Consider the following 18488-nt stretch of genomic DNA (forward strand, 5'->3'; position numbering starts at 1 on the left):
TATATTTAATGGCATAATAAAAGGATTTAGCATAACATCTTACATAGAAATCAAGAGTTTGTATCTCATTTTAATCGTGCTAATGTAATTTTTTGCTTGTCTTTTTTTGATCGGCCTCGCACATGTACTAATTTACTCCTGCCTTTTCCCCGCAATGAAAGGACATCTCCTGCTTGGAGCGTAAATGACACATCATCTACAAGTTTATAATTTACTTTAACCAATAGCTTTTTAATATATTCAGTCGCTTCTTTTCTCGATAAGCGATAAGCTTCCTTCACCACAACATCGAGTCTTAATGAAGAAACAGTTGTTTCTTGTTCCAGCCAAATAGGTTCTCTTATGTTCCATTCATTTAAGGGGCGTTCTTCCAACTTAACAGAGGCATGCTTTATCTTAGTTAAGTGAGACTTTACATAAAGGGCTATTTCTGAAGCAACTACCAATTGAACAAGCCCATTGTCTACAACAATATCCCCTAGTATCTGCCGTTTTAAGCCGAGCGACAGGCAAGCTCCCATTACATCGCGATGGGATAAATGTATGAATTTGTCTGGAAAATGACCTTCAAGTAAGGTTAATCCCGTATCCACTGCTTGTATATCTTCATATAATGGAGCAATCACAGCCCGCTTGCGCTCCGCAAATTTATACCCACCATTAAACAGCAGGTTAACATCACTATCCTTCGTTGAAATAAGCATGGTAACTAGCTGTTGCTCTCGAGGATCAAGGAAGTTAGTCAACTTAGGTTGATACGTTCGTTCTACTTGCTCTTTCCAAGACAGAATCTGATCAATAAAAGCTTCTTCCTCTTTACGAAAATGTTGATATAATTCCATCATCGAAACTCCTAAACAAATATCATAAAAATAGTTCACAAAAAACAGTCGCATTTCCACTTTCAGGTTACATTCACCATTTCAAGTACGCTTAAATTAACATCCAATACAATTGCTGTAAACCACCTTGAGCAAATTTTAAAACAATGATCGCAACAATGGGAGAAAGATCTATCATTCCAAGTGGTGGTATAAATTTACGAAACACTTCTAAATATGGTTCACAAATTTTAGTCAAAACTTCACCGAATGCCGATTCACGAGCGCCTGGAAACCAGGACATGAATATATAAATAATTAATGCAAATGTATAAACCGTAAAAGCCATATTTATTATTTGAAAAATTTCTTGCATGTATCCATTACCATCCTTTACCGTATTCTTCTTCAAGTGTATCTGTAATGGAACCAGTAACATTCACATTATCAGGCGTACATAAGAATGTTTTAGCTCCGAGTTTTTGAATGTCCCCGTTAACAGCATACACCGTTCCACTTAAAAAATCGACGATGCGCATTGCCTGTTGGTTCTCCATGCGTTGTAAATTAATTACCACTGCACGACGGTTCACAATATTATCAGCAATTTCCTGTGCCTCGCTATACGTTCTTGGCTCACATAAAACAACTTTAGAAGTTGGATTATTTACACTTGTAAGATTTACTACGTTTTTATGTTTTTCTTTTGGTAGTGCTTGCTCAGCTTCAAACTGGTCAGCATCTACATATTCGTATTCATATTCATCTTCCATTGTGAAATAATTCTTCAGCTTATTTTTTATACTCATTACCTCACCCCACTAAATTTGTACCAACTCGTATGTGAGTAGCACCTTCTTCCACAGCAATTGTATAATCATTACTCATCCCCATAGACAAAAAGTTACAAGGAGCGTGTATCAAATTTTGCATGTGAATGTCATTGCGTAATGTAGCTAAATGACGAAAAATACTTCTCAATCTTGCCTCATCTTTAATATGTGGCGCCATAGTCATTAAACCAATTACCCGTATTTTGGAATACGTTTTTAATTTTTCAATAAAGGAGAATAATGCTTCAGGACGTACACCATGTTTTGATTCTTCTCCACTAACGTTTACTTGAATAAAGCAGTCAATCTGTTTATTAGCCCGTTTCTCAATTTCTTTCGCTAAAGAAATCCGATCTAACGAATGCAATACATCAATATGGTTAATGACATCTTTCACTTTTCTTGACTGTAACGTTCCAATGAAATGCCAATTCGCTCGATCATGGAAATGGTTATATTTTTCTAAAAAGCCTTCCAAACGGTTTTCTCCCAAATCCGTAATCCCTGCTTGTAGCGTTTCTTCAGTTCGCTCTATTGTAACATATTTCGTCACTGCTATGATGGTAATATCCTCTTTTTTTCGCTGACATGCCTGACAAGCATGCGCAATATTCTTCTGAATTGTTTGTAAATTGCTTGCTACGTCCATTGTTTCTTATTCTCTCCCCTCATGTAGCCATGGTAAAAAGCCAATAAAACCTAACATTCGCCCTGTTTTCCCATGATCTCTGCGATGTGAGAAAAAAAGTGTTTCATCGCGATATGTGCAGTAATTTGTTACATCTATATTATTACGTAATACCCCTGCTTGTAAAAGGATATCCACATTTAATTGTTTCAAATCTAAAAAGTAACGGTTTCCTGCTTTTGTATCCACTACGTTCGCTTTAAACATGGTGGGGATTTGTTTTACTACATGTGCATCCACTTCATAACACATTTTCGAAATGCATGGTCCTACGGTAACAAGTAAATTTTCTATCTCAACTCCATATCGTTGTAACTTTTCGACCATATGCTTGGCCATTTGGTGGACCGTTCCTTTCCATCCAGCATGAGCAATTCCAATAAAAGATGTTACAGGATCATAAAAATATAGTGGGACACAGTCTGCAAAAAAAGCCGTTAACATGATATTAGAGTGATTAGTAATGAGACCGTCAACTCCCTTTATGGCAGAATGATAATTTTGAGCCCCTTTTCCCTTATCTGATGGTTGAACAAAATGAATATTCGTTTGATGTACTTGCTCGCCACATACCCAGTTCTCCAAAGGAAATTGAACATGACGTGCAATACGTTCCCTATTCAATAATACATTCTTTGACAAATCGTCTACATGGAAGCCGACATTTAAGGAAGAATAGCTCCCATCACTAACACCAGCTTTTTTAGTTGTAAATCCAGCTACAATTTTTTTGTTTAATCGTTGCCATTTCTCTATATGTAAATACGTTGTTTGCAATGAATGAAAGACGTCGCTCAATACAGCACCTCCTATAAGTCCTGATCATATTTTATCATACATTGCAATTATTTTTTAACGTCTTATGTTATTTTAACTGTATGAAGGGGTTAAAAAACTTGGCTTGTTGCCAAGTCTTATGGAAAAAGCTTTTTTCTTATACTATAACCAAAAATCTTGTACTTTCCTATAGTGCAAGAAAAACGTTTTCTATTTTAAGTTTATGTGCTTGAATTATAATATAATGCTGGCTTTTCCGCTTCTTTTACAAGAATAACATCGGTACCGATCCGAATTATTTGTTGCCAGTCAATCACTAACTCCTCCGATTTTCCAAATAGACCGCTTTTCTTATCCCTTGGAATAACAATAATAGCAGCTATTTTCCCCAACTTTGTATCTATTTCTAAATCATGTATATGACCAAGTTTCCTTCCGCTATCCATAATAATAACCTCTTTCACTTGCAGTTCCGATAACCTAACCATCTTTCCACCTCTCTCAACATGCTTTTTTTCATCAGTTCTTTGAACAACCTCTGATATTTATATATATGCTAAATCAATGCATTCTTTCTTTATTTCTTATTTAAATCTATACATTTATTACTGAATGAGAATGAAATCTACCACTTGAGAAAGAATTGGTTTATTGCCAAGCCTTTAGGGAAAAAGCTATATCATACAAAAAATAGAAGAGAGCTCAAGTTATCTCTTCTTCTACTTTTTTAATATTATAAAGTTACCGCAAGCCCCTTCATAAGCTGATAATGAGCATCGTTAAATCGCGTCAACAGCAGAATGTTCAAATTGATGAGGAGGACTTTTGGGTTAAACCTTTCTTTTGAACTAACAAATCATCACAGTTCGAAACCTCATTCTCGCTAAAAGAACAGAACAGTTCTATTCAAACATTTCATTGTTCATTTGTTTAATAGCTGCCTTTTCCAACCGAGACACTTGGGCTTGTGAGATTCCTATTTCATCAGCAACTTCCATTTGCGTCTTTCCTTGAAAAAAGCGCTTGTTTAAAATCATTTTTTCTCGATCATTTAATTGGTGCATCCCTTCCTTTAAAGATAATTTGTCCAACCAGGTGGAATCTTTTTCCTTGTCATCACTTATTTGGTCCATGACATAGATAGGATCCCCACCATCATTATATATTGGTTCAAACAAAGATACAGGGTCTTGAATCGCATCTAAAGCAAAAACGACTTCTCCGTGGGGAATCCCCAATTCTGCTGCTATTTCCATTGGAGTTGGTTCTTTTGAAGTCTTGCTTATTAAATTTTCTCTCACCTGCAATGCTTTATACGCAATATCACGTAAGGATCTTGATACACGAATAGGATTATTATCTCGTAAGTATCTTCTGATTTCCCCAATAATCATCGGAACAGCATAAGTGGAAAATCTAACATTATGGGATAAATCAAAATTATCAATGGATTTCATTAATCCGATGCAGCCTACTTGAAATAAATCATCAACGTATTCTCCTCGATTGTTAAACCGCTGTATTACACTTAGAACTAGTCTTAGATTTCCATTTACCAACTCTTCACGAGCAGCTAAATCATCTTCCTCCTGCATTCTTTTAAACAGCTTCCGCATTTCTTCGTTCTTTAATACGGGTAATTTGGATGTATCAACACCACATATTTCAACCTTATGTCTCGTCATTTATGTTCAACCCTCCCAGTTGGTGATGCTGTTCATGGACAGTATCTCCGTAATAGAGGGTTTTTATGCAATGCGTTATCTTAAAATCATGATGAAAAAAACATGAAAACTTACCAGCACAAGGTTAAACCATTTTATTAAATTCTTTTTTTAATCGTCGAATTATTTTTTTCTCCAACCGAGATATATAGGATTGGGAAATTCCTAACATATTGGCTACATCTTTTTGTGTTTTTTCTTCTTCACCAATGAGTCCAAAACGCAATTCCATAATTTGTTTTTCACGAGGGTTAAGCTGTGATAAGGCGTTTTTTAACAAATGTTTATCTACATTCGTTTCTAAATCTCGGGTTATAATATCTTCATCCGTCCCTAAAACATCAGAAAGCAATAATTCATTTCCGTCCCAATCTATATTTAATGGCTCATCAAAAGAAACTTCTGATTTTAATTTATTATTTCGTCGTAAATACATGAGAATTTCATTTTCAATACAGCGCGATGCATACGTTGCCAATTTTATCTTTTTTTCTGGGTTAAAGGTATTAACAGCTTTAATAAGACCGATTGTACCTATGCTAATTAAATCTTCAATATTAATTCCCGTGTTTTCAAATTTTCTAGCTATATAAACAACTAAACGCAAATTACGCTCTATTAAGATGGCTCTAGCCGATTTATCCCCTTTAGGCAATAAAGCTAATAATTCCTGCTCCTCCTCTTTAGACAAAGGTGGAGGGAGTGCTTCACTACCACCAATGTAATAAATCTCTTCTGATTTTATACGTAGCTTTACTAATAATTTAAGCCACCATAAACGAAGACGCAATTTAGAAATTCTCAACATTTATCTCTCCTTTATGCACTATGAATGGTAGATGTTTGAATCATTCTCGGATGTAATAAACAATGATAACTTGCATCTTTTGTTAATTCTCCAAACTGAATCCCGATTAACGCTTTTCTTGTTGTAATTCGTTCTTCTTCATAGTAAATAATGATTCGTTCGGGACGTAGCGTAAATAGAAACATATTATTTCCTTCTACACCTTGATAAGGTACTATTTGTAAATATTTCTCCCACTCCGCTGGTAATGCTTCCATTTGAAAAGTATGATAGCAACGCTCGAGATCGGCCCAAGTCTGTTCAGAAAACCATTGCTTTAAAAAAACTTCATCACATAGGACAACTGGTTTTTTAGTGATTGGATCGGTTAATTGATTTCCACTATCAATAAATCCTGTTGTTGAATAACTTTTTCCTTTCATTTCAATAGTTACTGGTAAAATTTGGTCATAACGAATTTTTTCTTGTACGTGCTTGTCCAAACGGAATTTTGTAAACAGCCACACTATTGGAAAACCAATTACTATAAACAACCAACTTATCGGATCACCGAAACCACTGTTATACGTTAAAAAGCCATTTGTATGCATATGAAATGGCTGTTGGAGTAAAAAGTGGATAGCCGTTAAACCACCTCCTATCGAAAAGCTTACAAAGTAAAATAATGCAAATAGCTTTACCCATCGATACTTATTTCTGTAGCCAAAGGCAACAACAATAATAATAGCAGATGCTACTATTTTCCCTGGTACACTAGTAGCAATAGATTCAGGAAAATAGATAGAAATAGGTACGGTCAAGGATGCAACGAACGCTCCAATAGCTAAACGAAGCTTTTTCGTATCATCTCTAGCCAATGCTTGAGTAAGCATTAGCAGCATAAAATCCAATAAAAAGTTCAACGCCCAAACTGCATCCAAGTAAATAGTCATATTGACTTCCCTTCAATTATCAGGAATCATCATTTTCTAGCTTTTAATAGTAAAAGCTTGCCATAAAGTAAAGCTTCAATTCGTGAAGATTTCTTTTCCCCACAGATTGTTAGTAGCCCAAGAATAGGACATAAAGGCCTTTGAAAAAATCGGTAAACTAGGCTGTTATGTCCCGCCCGTTTAGACTTGTTCATCTCACATCTTCAATTCTTGAAGCAGAAGACTTACAGCACCTTATAGGCGAGTTAAATTATAGTGATTATAGTATAGCGAAGCAGACAAGAAAAGTCTGTCATATTCTGTATCGTATATTTGACTAATTTTCTCGAGTTATTAGAAGGTTTGTCATTTATGTGTATAGCTTCATTTTATGCCAATTGTAGATGTAAAGAACTTCCTATTGTTAGAAAACCTTTGTTTTTTCTTTTATACTACATAGCACAAAGGCTCGGCGCCCGTTCAGCAACGTAGCGAGTGGAACGAATCAACGAAAGTTTTAGGAATCATGCTCCTGCAACAGGAGTATGCCGGCGTAGGGCGGCAAGCCCGTCTTTAGTCGGCCTTCCTATTTAGAACGAACCGATGATGACTTAGCGTAGGGCAATGGCGTGAATTCGCCTAATTGCTGGGCGCTGGAGCCGGACGTAGCTAAATAAATTAGTAAGTTGTCCACAGCTGCTATTATAATTTCCTATAAACCTAAAAAAATCTTAGGGAATATCCCTAAGATTTTTTTGGACTATTTTTCACTTTTAACGGTTTCTATTTCGGTTTCGGTTTCGCAAGAAGGTGGGAATATCTAATGTATCCTCTTCTTGAGCAGGGCGCTGTTGCTGTTGAGGTTCAGGCTCTCTTTCTCTTTCCCTTCTTGAAACTGTATCATGTGTACGCGTCGATGCATGTTGTTGCTGTGCAGATCGTTGCTGTCTAGCAGGTTGTTCTGATTTTTGAACAGATTCATCAAAACCTGTAGCAATTACAGTGACTATAATTTCGTCTTTTAAATTCTCATTAATAACAGAACCAAATATTACGTTCACTTCATTATCTGCAGCAGAAGTCACTAAGTCCGCAGCTTCTTGCACTTCATATAAACTTAAATTTGTTCCACCGGTAATGTTCATTAAAATACCATGTGCACCATCGATGGAAGTTTCAAGTAATGGTGAAGATATAGCTTTTTTAGCTGCTTCTGTCGCTCGAGTTTCACCTGTTGCGACTCCAATTCCCATTAAAGCAGAACCTTTATCATACATAATTGTTTTGACGTCAGCAAAATCGACGTTAATTAACCCTGGTTTGGCAATTAAATCAGATATGCCTTGTACACCTTGACGTAATACATTATCAGCTTCACGGAAAGCCTCCAACATCGGTGTATTTTTATCTACTATTTCCAACAAACGGTCGTTTGGAATGACAATTAGCGTATCAACGCTTCCTTTTAACGCATCGATCCCCGAAATAGCTTGGGTGGAGCGTCTTCTTCCTTCAAAGGAAAATGGTCGAGTAACTACACCGACTGTTAAGGCACCCAAATCTTTAGCAATTTGTGCTATAACAGGTGCTGCACCTGTTCCCGTTCCCCCACCCATACCAGCAGTAACGAAGATCATATCTGCACCTTGTAAAACTTCTTCCAGCTGCTCTTTACTTTCTTCAGCTGCTTTTTTTCCAACTTCTGGATTAGCTCCAGCACCCAAACCTCTTGTCAATTTTTCGCCTATTTGAATCTTTAATTCAGCTTTAGAAAGGTTCAATGCTTGCGCATCTGTATTTACTGCTATAAATTCTACACCTTCTACACCATGCTCAATCATACGATTGACAGCATTGTTACCTCCGCCACCTACTCCAATTACTTTTATTGTAGCTAATTCTTCCATATTCATATCAAATTCTAACATAGTTCGTTCCTCCTAATGTGCAAAATTACAAACGTTCTATAAGCTAATTGAATAGAGGTTATTTTTCGTATATTAATAGAAAACTTTCATATAATAAAAGAAAGGATCTACTTTAATCAAAAAAATACTTAAACAAATTAGCAATTTTAGCTTCTTTTTTCTTTGGTTCTTTCGTTTCATTTGCTTTCGCTTGTTTCTTTATACGTTTTGGTTGAGCGTCTGGATCTTGTGACATAACAGTTGGAAATAAATCTTTTCCCTGTATTTTCGCATTCCAATAAGCAAATTGCAAGATACCAACGCCTGGAGTGAATTGTGGCTCCCGCACACCTATGTAATCGGGGATAGCAATTCGAACATTAGAACGAAATACGTCTTCAGCCAACTCAAGCACACCAGGCATTGCCATCGTTCCACCAGTTAATACATAACCCCCAGGTAATTCCTGATAACCCATTTGTCGTATCTCTTTCTCAGCAAAGGCGTAAATTTCTTCCATCCTTGCCTCAATTATATCTGCTATTTCTAATTGATTCGACGTTTGCTTAGAATTACTACCGATAATAGATACATCGAATACTTCTTCCTCCAATGCATCATCATAGAATGCATGTCCAAAATTTAATTTTACATCTTCAGCTTCTTCTGTCGACGTACGTAATCCAATGGATAGATCTTTTGTGATATTGTTTCCGCCTAATTGTATAACACTAGATGAAACCAGATGGTCATTTTCGAAGATGGAAACTGTGGAGCAACCGCCGCCTACATCTATTAAAGCGACTCCCATGCTTTTTTCATCTTTCGATAAAGCAATTGTTCCGGCGGCAAGCGGTTGAAGGCAGATGTCCGCTACTTCGAGGTTAGCACGTTCTACACATTTTAAGATATTGTGCAAAATAGTTTTTGAACAAGTAATGATAGTCCCTTCCATTTCTAAACGTACACCAATCATCCCTCTAGGATCATTAATTTCATCTAACCCATCGACAATAAATTGTTTAGGAATCACATCAATGATTTCTCTTTCTGGAGGAATAGACATTACTTGCGCACCATCAATTACCCTTGTAACATCTTCATCCGTTATTTCACGATTTTCGCTTTGAACTGCTACAACTCCGTGGCATGGTTGCAATTGAATGTGATTCCCATTCACTCCTACAACTACGCGTTCAATTTTCATACCAACCATTCTTTCTGCTTGTTCTACCGCATTACGAATGGAATGTACCGTTTGATCTATATCTATGATAGCTCCTTTTTTCATACCATTCGATTTAGCAGTACCTACACCAATAATATTTAATGAATCATTTAAAACTTCACCGATAATTACTTTTATTTTTGATGTACCTATATCTAGGCTTACTAAAATATCACTGTTGTTCAAAACAAGGCACCTCCCAAATTCAAAAGCTGCACAAAAGCAAACTTCTCTCCATAATATATTTTTATCTACTATACTTTTTTAGCGACAGATGTATTGTTCTTAGATTTATCATTTCCTATAATACACGCACAAAACGTAATATATAAATTTATTCCACATAAAACTAGTAATTCCCTTTATTTTTTAGTACTTTTTTTACACTATAGGAAAGTAATGATTTCTAGAATTTATGGTTTAAGCAAAACGACGGCTTTAAAGTCATGTTTTTCTAATAAGGCAGTTATCCATTGCAATGAAGTATTGGCAGCCGTACAAATGGATTGTAAATGAAAAATACACTATAACTTATCTCTAAGCTGCTTGAGAACTCTAATATACAAAAGCATCACTTCATAGTAATTGAATAAACCAAACAACATTTAAACACTATTTTAACTGACTCTTTTTTTCTCCTATTCTTCATTTATGAACAAAAATGAAGATGTTAAGTTCCTTATTCTTGGATGCTAAAATATAAAGTTCGCTACATTTTTTAATCGTATAAGAAACGCCAATATAATTATTCGTAAAACAGATTCAAAATATGTCGTTTAGAAAAAATTGATTTATAAAAAAGGATAATTTTATAAAACACTTGACTGAGAAACATTCTTCTTAAGTTAAGAACCCTTAAATGATGGTTTCTTATTGCAAAAACAAAACGCTAATCCCCCTTCTCAGCCTCTTGTCCCTTCTTTCCATTGTGAAATGACTCGAAATATGCACCAACCCCAATATGAATAATTCCTTCACTTTCTTCATCTAGTTGTGACACGATGGAAGGGTATATTTCCATACTATCAGCGAAGTTTGGAATGCGGGCATCAACGATAAAACCATCATTCATATATAACCGCATCTTATCGTTATTATCTTTTTCTGGTGTCCAATGCACTTCCGAAATTAGATTTCGAATCGTTTCAGGTAGTTTTTCCATTTCATTCGTTAACCTATGTAAATACGTTTCCTTATTAAATCCCTTTAATAGTGGAGCATCTCCATTATACGTTTTTTTTGCCATACTTTGAAGTGTTGTTCCATTACCTAATACTGGATAGTAAGTCGATTCTTTTTGTGTGTAGCCAACAAGTTCGTATTCTTCAACCGTGATGGAAACGGTCCAAGGTAATTTTCTACTTACCTTTGCAGAAGCAATAATTGGGCTATCATTTAATATCGACTCTACCGCATCAGTATCAATTGTCCATATGTTTTTATTATCGGTTAAATTCGCTTGCTTTACAATTTCATTATCCTGTAAAAAAGAATTGCCCTCTACTTGAATCGTACGTATATAACTTAACGGCGATTGTAAATAAACAATAATTGAAATTAAAATGAAAAAAATAGACAGGTAAAATAACAGCCTGCGGTTTGCCTTTTTTTTCCTTGCTTGTTTTAATTTTGGAATTCGATCTTCAATTGAAACGACTTTCTTCTGAGCCATCTCTATTTCTTCCTTTATCCCTAAATTAACAACAAGAAATGGCATGTACATGCCATTTCAACTTGTTACTATGAGTATATCATATAATCCATGGAAAAATGTAGTGAGACTTAGGGAATTGTAAAGTTTTTTATTTCAATATCTTGTCCTGCTATAGTCCAAAAAATACTACCGGAGAACTTACATATTTTATTCCTGCATTGTAGCGTTACCCCTTTTATGCTATTTTAAACTTAGAAAAAACTTGGCATGTACTATAACGCTAAATTTTATCGTTTCCTATAATATACATAAAAACCCCAAATGTAATCATCTGAGGTTTCTTAATAATATGTCTTCATGCATATGCGTACCATATATTAACAAGTTATTACTATGATAGATTTAGGGTGAAGGATGACATGTTTATATTTTTGTATACTTACTAATATTTAACAAAATACCTGCAGAGCAAAGAATTAATGTTAAGGAAGATCCTCCATAACTCAAAAATGGTAAAGTAATTCCAGTTACAGGAATTAGCCCAATGACAACACTAATATTAATCATTGCTTGGATTGCTAGCATGGACACGATGCCTAAGGCTAATAGACGGGCAAAACTATCTGGTGCTTCTAAAGATATTTTGATTCCTCTCCAAAATAACAAAAGAAATAATAAAATCACAACCGTACCGCCAATAAATCCTAATTCTTCACCCAAGATAGCAAAGATAAAATCCGTTTGGGGCTCTGGCAAATAAAAATATTTTTGTAAACTATTACCAAATCCTAACCCTAATAAACCACCTGGACCGATCGCATATAATGATTGAATAATTTGAAAACCATCTCCGAGTGGATCCTCCCATGGGTTCAAAAAAGCTGTAATCCTACTAATTCTATATGGCGCAGAAGCAATCAAACCAACAAAACCCACTAACCCTAGAGCTCCTAAACCAAAAAAATGAGATAATCTAGCTCCTGCAGTAAAGACCATCACCATACAAGTTAATACTAATACCATACCTGTTCCTAAATCCGGCTGTAACATAATTAAACCAAAAGCAGTAAATATTAATAGAATCGAAGGTAAAAAACCCTTTTTAAGCGATGTAATATATTTTTGATACTTGGCTAAGTGGGAAGCTAGGAAAATAATCAAACCTAATTTCATAAATTCGGACGGTTGAATACTAAATGCCCCAATTCCAATCCAACTTTGCGCTCCTCCCCTTACCATACCAATGCCAGGTATTAAAACAAGAAATAATAAACAGAAACAAACTAGTAAAATCAACTTCGCATACTTTTTCCATGTTGTATAAGGAACATTCATAATAAGCAACATAGCTATTACTCCAGTACCCGCGAATAACAGTTGTCGTTTTACATAATAAAGGGAATCAGAAAACTTATACGCTGACCAAACGTAAGATGAACTATAAACCATTACAACACCAATTACGAGCAACCCAATAATAACTCCCATTAAAATATAATCTGGTGAAGCATTTGTTGAACGGTTTGTTTTTTGTAACAAAAATAACACCCCACTTTTGAATATTACCAGGAGGTGTTTAAAAAGGATGCATCAATCATAGAAATGCGTCTAAGATCATTTTTGTTCGTGTTTGTAAAAAGAACCATCAACCAGTAAGTATTTTCATTTACCAAAGGCTTCGGAGTGGACAATAACATATGCCAAGGTAAGTAGTTTCCTGCATCATTCGATAATTACTGGTAAGCAACCTAACTTCTCAATACGTAAACAAACATTTCCACATTGAAATAACTTCTAATTTCTTACATCCTTTTATTATCTATTAAACAAGCCCCTATACTAATGTATGCACGGCTTGTATAAACATGTCTCCTCTTTCTTCAAACGTGCGATATTGATCCCAGCTTGCACAAGCAGGCGATAACAATATGACATCATTTGGTTCAGATATTTCATAAGCTTCCTGTACTGCTGTTTGCACATTTTTAGTTATACGAATATTAGAAATTTGCGCTTTCATTCCCAAATTTTCTAGTTTTGAAGCAGTTTCTCCAAATAGTACCATTGCTTTCACATGCTTCATATATGGTAGGAGTTCGTCAAAACCGTTACCACGATCTAATCCTCCTGCAAGTAGAATAATAGGTTGATTAAAGGCTGATAAAGCTTTTTGTGTAGCTAGACAATTGGTAGCTTTTGAATCATTATAAAACAATCGCTCACAGTGATTTTCTACAAATTGTAACCTGTGTTTCACACCTGTAAACATACTTAACACTTTTTGAATTCCTTCATTTGTTGCTCCACTTAACTTAGCAGCTGCTACACTAGCTAAAATATTCTCGTAATTATGCGATCCTAATAAGACAATATCTTTACGTTCCATTATTTTTTCTTCTTTAAAATAGATCGCTTCGTTGTCAAGCCAAGCCCCGTCGCTCTGTTTTCTTTTAACAGAAAAAGGTATTTTTTGCGCTTTTGAAAGTTTAATAGCCTCTATTAAACTTTTATCTTCTGCGTTATAAACAAGAAAATCATCTTTCTTTTGGTTTTTAAAAATATTATATTTTGCTTGTTTATAGTTTTCCCATGTTTTGTGATAATCTAAATGAGCTTTAAATATATTAAGTAGTACAGCGATTTTCGGTTTAAACTGGTCGACACCCATTAATTGAAAAGAAGATAGCTCTAGCACAAGATTCTCATTTGGGTGCAAATTTTTTGCCACATCAGTTGCAACAATGCCAATATTCCCTGCAACTTTAACAGGTTTCTCACTTTGCTTTAGCATTTCAGTAGTCAAAGTCGTTGTCGTTGTTTTGCCATTAGAGCCTGTTATTCCAATAATTGGTCCGCTTGCCAATTGACCGGCTATTTCAATTTCAGTTATTACAGGTATCCCCCTTTGTTGCGCTGCTGTAACAATAGGGTTATCATAGGAAATACCGGGGTTTTTAACGATGACCTCTATCCCGTCTAGAACACGAATAGGATGGGAGCCAAGAATTAACTCTGCCCCCATCTCTTTTAATTGTTTTACATTCGCATCCGATTCTTTTGCATTTTGATCATTTATTCGCACTTTTTTTCCCTGTTCGAGTAATGTAGTTGCGGCTGCCGTACCGCTTTTCGCTAGCCCCAATACTAGAATAGACTCGTAGGGGAAATGTATTAATTTTTTCAACTTATACCCACCTCAATATAAATTCCTAACGCAGCAAAAACAAGCCCTACTAGCCAAAAGGTTGTAACTACTCGCCATTCTGACCATCCCAAAAGCTCATAATGATGATGTAATGGGCTCATTTTAAAAACTCTTTTTCCAGTTGTTTTAAACGATATAACTTGTATGATAACAGATAATGTTTCAATAACGAACACGCCGCCAATAATAACTAAAATAATTTCAAGTTTAGTTAAAATAGCAATAATCGCAATTGCTCCACCTAAAGCTAAAGAGCCGGTATCGCCCATAAAGACCTTCGCAGGGTGCGCATTAAATACTAAAAAACCAAGTAAAGCACCAACGATGGCAAGCGCAAAGATTGCTACCTCACTTTGAGGATATCCATACAATGCTAACACGGCAAATGCTCCAAACGCAATGGCAGCAGTACCAGCTAGCAAACCGTCTAATCCATCTGTTAAATTTACTGCATTAGATGCTCCAACAAGCATAACTATAATTAAAAGAGCATATGCCCAGCCAAGCTCTAATTGGAAGGTCGTTCCGGGTACAGATATATAAGTAGGAAAACCTTGTGCTTTTAAGACAAAATAAACAACCAGCGCAATAATAAGTTGCCCAAGTAATTTTTGTTTGGAAGTTAATCCGAGATTTCTTTTTTTCATTATTTTTATAAAATCATCCAAAAATCCAAGTAGCCCGTATCCTACTAACACGAACAACAAAATCCACATTTCATAGCTAACTCCAACTGGATTTATTTTCCAACTCATAATGAGAGAGGTGATAACAATACTGAATACAATCATAATCCCTCCCATTGTTGGCGTCCCGGTTTTTTTTAGATGGGATTTAGGTCCTTCTTCTCTAATACTTTGCCCAAACTTCAATCTACGCAAAAATGGAATAAAAATAGGAGATAAAAGGACGGTAATTAAAAACGCTATTAAAATAGTTACCATTAACATAGTGATATTCATTACTTTTCCTCCTTCGTTAGAAACCGTCCATCAATTCATTGACTATCGTTTTAATTCAGCTAAAATCGATTCAAATTTTAGGCCTCTCGATGCTTTAAATAAGATAATTGCCTCTTCATGTAAATGGGGTTTTATATCATGAAGCAATTCAGTCTTATTCGTATAATGTGCAGCAGAAATATTGCTTCCTTGTTCTATCACTGCGTCTGTAATATATTTAGAAGCTTCACCATATGTGTAGACATTTGTAATTGGATTTTCGATAACAGTAGCTACAGATCTATGAATCGCCTCTGTATGTGCTCCTAATTCTAAAATATCCCCTAAAACAAGAATTTTTTCAGAATAATCTTCAAGCTGTTTTATTACTTCAATGGCAGCCTTCATAGAAGTTGCCGAAGCATTATAAGCATCATTAATTAATGTCACACCGTTTTTTCCCTTTATCTTTTCAAAGCGCATCCCTGTCTTTTGAATATGATAAAAAGCCAATTGAATCTGTTCTACATCGATGTTCATACAAATTCCAACTGAAATTGCTAGCGTAGCATTTTTAGCATGGTGTTTTCCTAAAAACGGAATCGTATATGGCGTAGCTTTGTTTATTATAAACGATGTTGCGTTGTCTTGTATATGGACCTTTGTTATTTGATATATGTTATGTTCTGCAAAACCACAAGTAATCAACCTTTTTTGACCATGACAATGCTGCAATAAAGGTTCATCACCATCTATAATAAACGCTCCTTTATCGCTTAAGCCAAGTAAAATTTCTAATTTAGCCTTCGCTATATTTTCTCTAGAACCTAGAAACTCAATATGAGATTCACCAACATTAGTAATTATTGCATAATCTGGTTTAGCTATATTGGTTAATACTTTTATTTCCCCAGCATGATTCATTCCCATTTCAACAACTAAAACTTCGGTATCTGGCTTCATTGATAAGATGGTCAGTGGGACACCGATATGATTATTAAGGTTCCCTTGCGTATAATGAGTCCGATAGGTCGTTTGCATAATAGCTGCAACCATATCCTTCGTAGATGTTTTACCATTTGATCCCGTAATACCAATCACAACTGGGTTGATTTTCTCGCGATAGGCAGTAGCCAGTTTTTGTAAAGCAGCCAACGTATCTTCTACATAGAAGACCATTAATGAAGAAGATAGAGCTTCAGGAAGCTCTTTTTGCTTACTCCATAAAACAGCAATAGCTCCATTATCTACTGCTTGCAATACATAATCATGACCATCAAAATTTTCACCACTGATCGGTACGAATAAACCATTGGTCATTTCTGTACGACTGTCGGTATAAACGCCATGAATCGTTTGTTGATTCACACTTCCTTTATAATCCAAAAACACATGAGTAAGCCAATTCACCGTAAACATTAGGCATGCTCCTTAGATAGAATGGCTTGACGAGCAACTTCACGATCGTCAAAATCATATTTTGTATGGCCTATTTGCTGATACGTTTCATGTCCTTTTCCCGCAATGATAATTACGTCACCTTCTGTTGCTTGCTTTATCGCTTCCTGAATAGCAACTTTTCGATCAGCAATAACCTCAAATGCTGTATCTTGATCTAATCCACTTGTCATATCTTCAAGAATAGCTAATGGATCTTCTGTTCTCGGGTTATCAGAAGTAAAGATCGGCTTATCAGCATACTTCACTGCTATTTCAGCCATTAAAGGGCGCTTCGTTCGATCCCTGTCACCACCACAACCAACGACGACAAAAACACGATTTTTAGCAAACTCCTTCACCGTCTGTAATACGTTCTCTAGCGAATCAGGTGTATGTGCATAATCTACAATAACAGCAAAAGACTGTCCTGCATTTACGGGCTCAAAGCGTCCATTAATGCCTTCAATTTGCTTGAACGCTTGTTGGATCGTATCCAAAGGGATATTAGAAGCTATCGCTGTAGCAGAAGCTGCTAACATGTTATAAACGTTAAACATTCCCATTAATTTGCTTTTAATTCGTATATTACCTACTGGAGTGATTAAATGAAAATGGGTTCCAGCAGCACCTAGTTCAATATCTTGCGCCATCACCTGGGAAGCTCGATGTATGCCATACGTTAGCACTTGTTGAGCTGTACTTTGTTTTAGAAACTCGCTCGCCGCTTCATCCTGATTAATAATGGCGTATTTATGTTTAGTATGATTATAATTGTTACCCATTTGTGCAAACAAAAGGCTCTTAGCTCGCAAATAATCGTCCATATCTTTATGAAAATCTAAGTGATCCTGAGAAAGATTCGTAAACACAGCAATATCATAATTACAACCATGTACTCTCCCTTGAACAAGTGCATGAGAAGATACTTCCATAATTGCTTTATCTACATTCTGTTGAACCATTTTGTGAAATGTCTGTTGCAAAAAAAGCGCATCAGGAGTGGTGTTAACTACCGGATACGTCTCATCGCCAATTTTCGTATGTATCGTACCAATAACACCTGTTCTTTGTTTTGCTAACTGAAATATTGTTTCTAGTAAATAGGTTACTGTTGTTTTACCATTCGTTCCCGTTACACCAATTAGGGCAAGCTTGTCAGTCGGATTATCGTAAAATCTCACAGCAAGCATGGATAGAGCTCGTTGTGTATCTGGAACTACTATAGTTGGTAGCTCCGTGTTCACAGATTTCTCTGCTATAATAGCTACTGCGCCATTAGCTTCGGCTTGAGGGACAAAATCATGACCATCCACCGTATATCCAGATATACATATAAATACATCTCCAGGCTCTACCTTACGTGAATCCATAACAATATGGTTAACGGTTAGATTTTCCATATGGTCTGTTGTGTGATAAAAAGGTATACTCCTTAATAATTGCTCTAAGTTCATTCGTAACATCCCATTCTTCATTAAATTATCTTATTATAACATTCTTCTTGTAAATGACTTTTAAGAGGGTGGAAACACCCTCTTTCTTTTTCGCCTA

General features: G+C 35.7%; 17 protein-coding genes. All 17 read right to left on the reverse strand.

Annotated elements, in window-relative coordinates; translation table 11 throughout:
• Positions 1-65 precede the first annotated feature (65 nt).
• On the reverse strand, positions 66-845 hold the full coding sequence (locus D9780_RS09530) for a YlmH family RNA-binding protein (protein WP_371413721.1): 780 nt from the start codon (positions 843-845) through the stop codon (positions 66-68).
• An 88-nt stretch (positions 846-933) separates the two neighbouring features.
• Positions 934-1197, reverse strand: coding sequence for a YggT family protein (locus D9780_RS09535; RefSeq protein ID WP_073005242.1), 264 nt, complete (start codon positions 1195-1197; stop codon positions 934-936).
• A 7-nt stretch (positions 1198-1204) separates the two neighbouring features.
• Positions 1205-1630, reverse strand: a complete 426-nt coding sequence (locus D9780_RS09540; protein ID WP_073005244.1) for a cell division protein SepF — start codon at positions 1628-1630, stop codon at positions 1205-1207.
• Positions 1631-1634: 4 nt separating this feature from the next.
• Entirely contained in the window at positions 1635-2303 is a 669-nt protein-coding gene (locus D9780_RS09545) for a YggS family pyridoxal phosphate-dependent enzyme (protein ID WP_121639944.1), read from the reverse strand.
• 6 nt (positions 2304-2309) lie between these two features.
• Positions 2310-3140: a peptidoglycan editing factor PgeF gene (pgeF, locus tag D9780_RS09550; RefSeq protein ID WP_121639945.1), complete on the reverse strand. Its 831-nt coding sequence runs from the start codon at positions 3138-3140 to the stop codon at positions 2310-2312.
• A 200-nt stretch (positions 3141-3340) separates the two neighbouring features.
• Complete coding sequence (locus tag D9780_RS09555; RefSeq protein ID WP_073005250.1) at positions 3341-3607, reverse strand: YlmC/YmxH family sporulation protein; 267 nt, start codon at positions 3605-3607, stop codon at positions 3341-3343.
• A 414-nt stretch (positions 3608-4021) separates the two neighbouring features.
• Positions 4022-4804: an RNA polymerase sporulation sigma factor SigG gene (gene sigG / locus D9780_RS09560; protein ID WP_073005252.1), complete on the reverse strand. Its 783-nt coding sequence runs from the start codon at positions 4802-4804 to the stop codon at positions 4022-4024.
• A 124-nt stretch (positions 4805-4928) separates the two neighbouring features.
• A complete protein-coding gene (gene sigE, locus D9780_RS09565) occupies positions 4929-5648 on the reverse strand; it encodes an RNA polymerase sporulation sigma factor SigE (RefSeq protein WP_073005714.1) in 720 nt (239 codons plus the stop codon).
• A 14-nt stretch (positions 5649-5662) separates the two neighbouring features.
• Positions 5663-6583 (reverse strand): sigma-E processing peptidase SpoIIGA, encoded by a 921-nt coding sequence (spoIIGA, locus tag D9780_RS09570; RefSeq protein WP_121639946.1) that lies wholly within the window; start codon positions 6581-6583, stop codon positions 5663-5665.
• A 752-nt stretch (positions 6584-7335) separates the two neighbouring features.
• Positions 7336-8490, reverse strand: a complete 1155-nt coding sequence (gene ftsZ / locus D9780_RS09575) for a cell division protein FtsZ (RefSeq protein WP_121639947.1) — start codon at positions 8488-8490, stop codon at positions 7336-7338.
• Between the two features lie 112 nt (positions 8491-8602).
• Entirely contained in the window at positions 8603-9883 is a 1281-nt protein-coding gene (ftsA, locus tag D9780_RS09580; protein WP_073005257.1) for a cell division protein FtsA, read from the reverse strand.
• 703 nt (positions 9884-10586) lie between these two features.
• Positions 10587-11369: a cell division protein FtsQ/DivIB gene (locus tag D9780_RS09585; protein ID WP_121639948.1), complete on the reverse strand. Its 783-nt coding sequence runs from the start codon at positions 11367-11369 to the stop codon at positions 10587-10589.
• Between the two features lie 405 nt (positions 11370-11774).
• Positions 11775-12839 (reverse strand): stage V sporulation protein E, encoded by a 1065-nt coding sequence (gene spoVE / locus D9780_RS09590; protein WP_073005716.1) that lies wholly within the window; start codon positions 12837-12839, stop codon positions 11775-11777.
• 346 nt (positions 12840-13185) lie between these two features.
• The gene (gene murD, locus D9780_RS09595) at positions 13186-14535 is read right to left on the reverse strand and encodes a UDP-N-acetylmuramoyl-L-alanine--D-glutamate ligase (protein WP_121639949.1); all 1350 of its coding nucleotides are present in this window, start codon (positions 14533-14535) and stop codon (positions 13186-13188) included.
• Positions 14532-15518 carry a phospho-N-acetylmuramoyl-pentapeptide-transferase gene (gene mraY, locus D9780_RS09600; RefSeq protein WP_073005262.1) on the reverse strand — a complete coding sequence of 329 codons (987 nt, stop codon included), beginning with the start codon at positions 15516-15518 and terminating at the stop codon, positions 14532-14534. Before mraY ends, murD begins: the two co-directional genes overlap by 4 nt.
• Positions 15519-15560: 42 nt before the next feature.
• The gene (murF, locus tag D9780_RS09605) at positions 15561-16916 is read right to left on the reverse strand and encodes a UDP-N-acetylmuramoyl-tripeptide--D-alanyl-D-alanine ligase (RefSeq protein ID WP_121639950.1); all 1356 of its coding nucleotides are present in this window, start codon (positions 16914-16916) and stop codon (positions 15561-15563) included.
• Positions 16916-18391: a UDP-N-acetylmuramoyl-L-alanyl-D-glutamate--2,6-diaminopimelate ligase gene (locus tag D9780_RS09610; protein WP_121639951.1), complete on the reverse strand. Its 1476-nt coding sequence runs from the start codon at positions 18389-18391 to the stop codon at positions 16916-16918. The genes murF and D9780_RS09610 overlap by 1 nt, the downstream gene beginning before the upstream one ends.
• Between the last annotated feature and the right edge of the window lie 97 nt (positions 18392-18488).

This window comes from Virgibacillus sp. Bac330 (assembly GCF_003667845.1).
Lineage (GTDB): Bacteria > Bacillota > Bacilli > Bacillales > Amphibacillaceae > Virgibacillus > Virgibacillus chiguensis.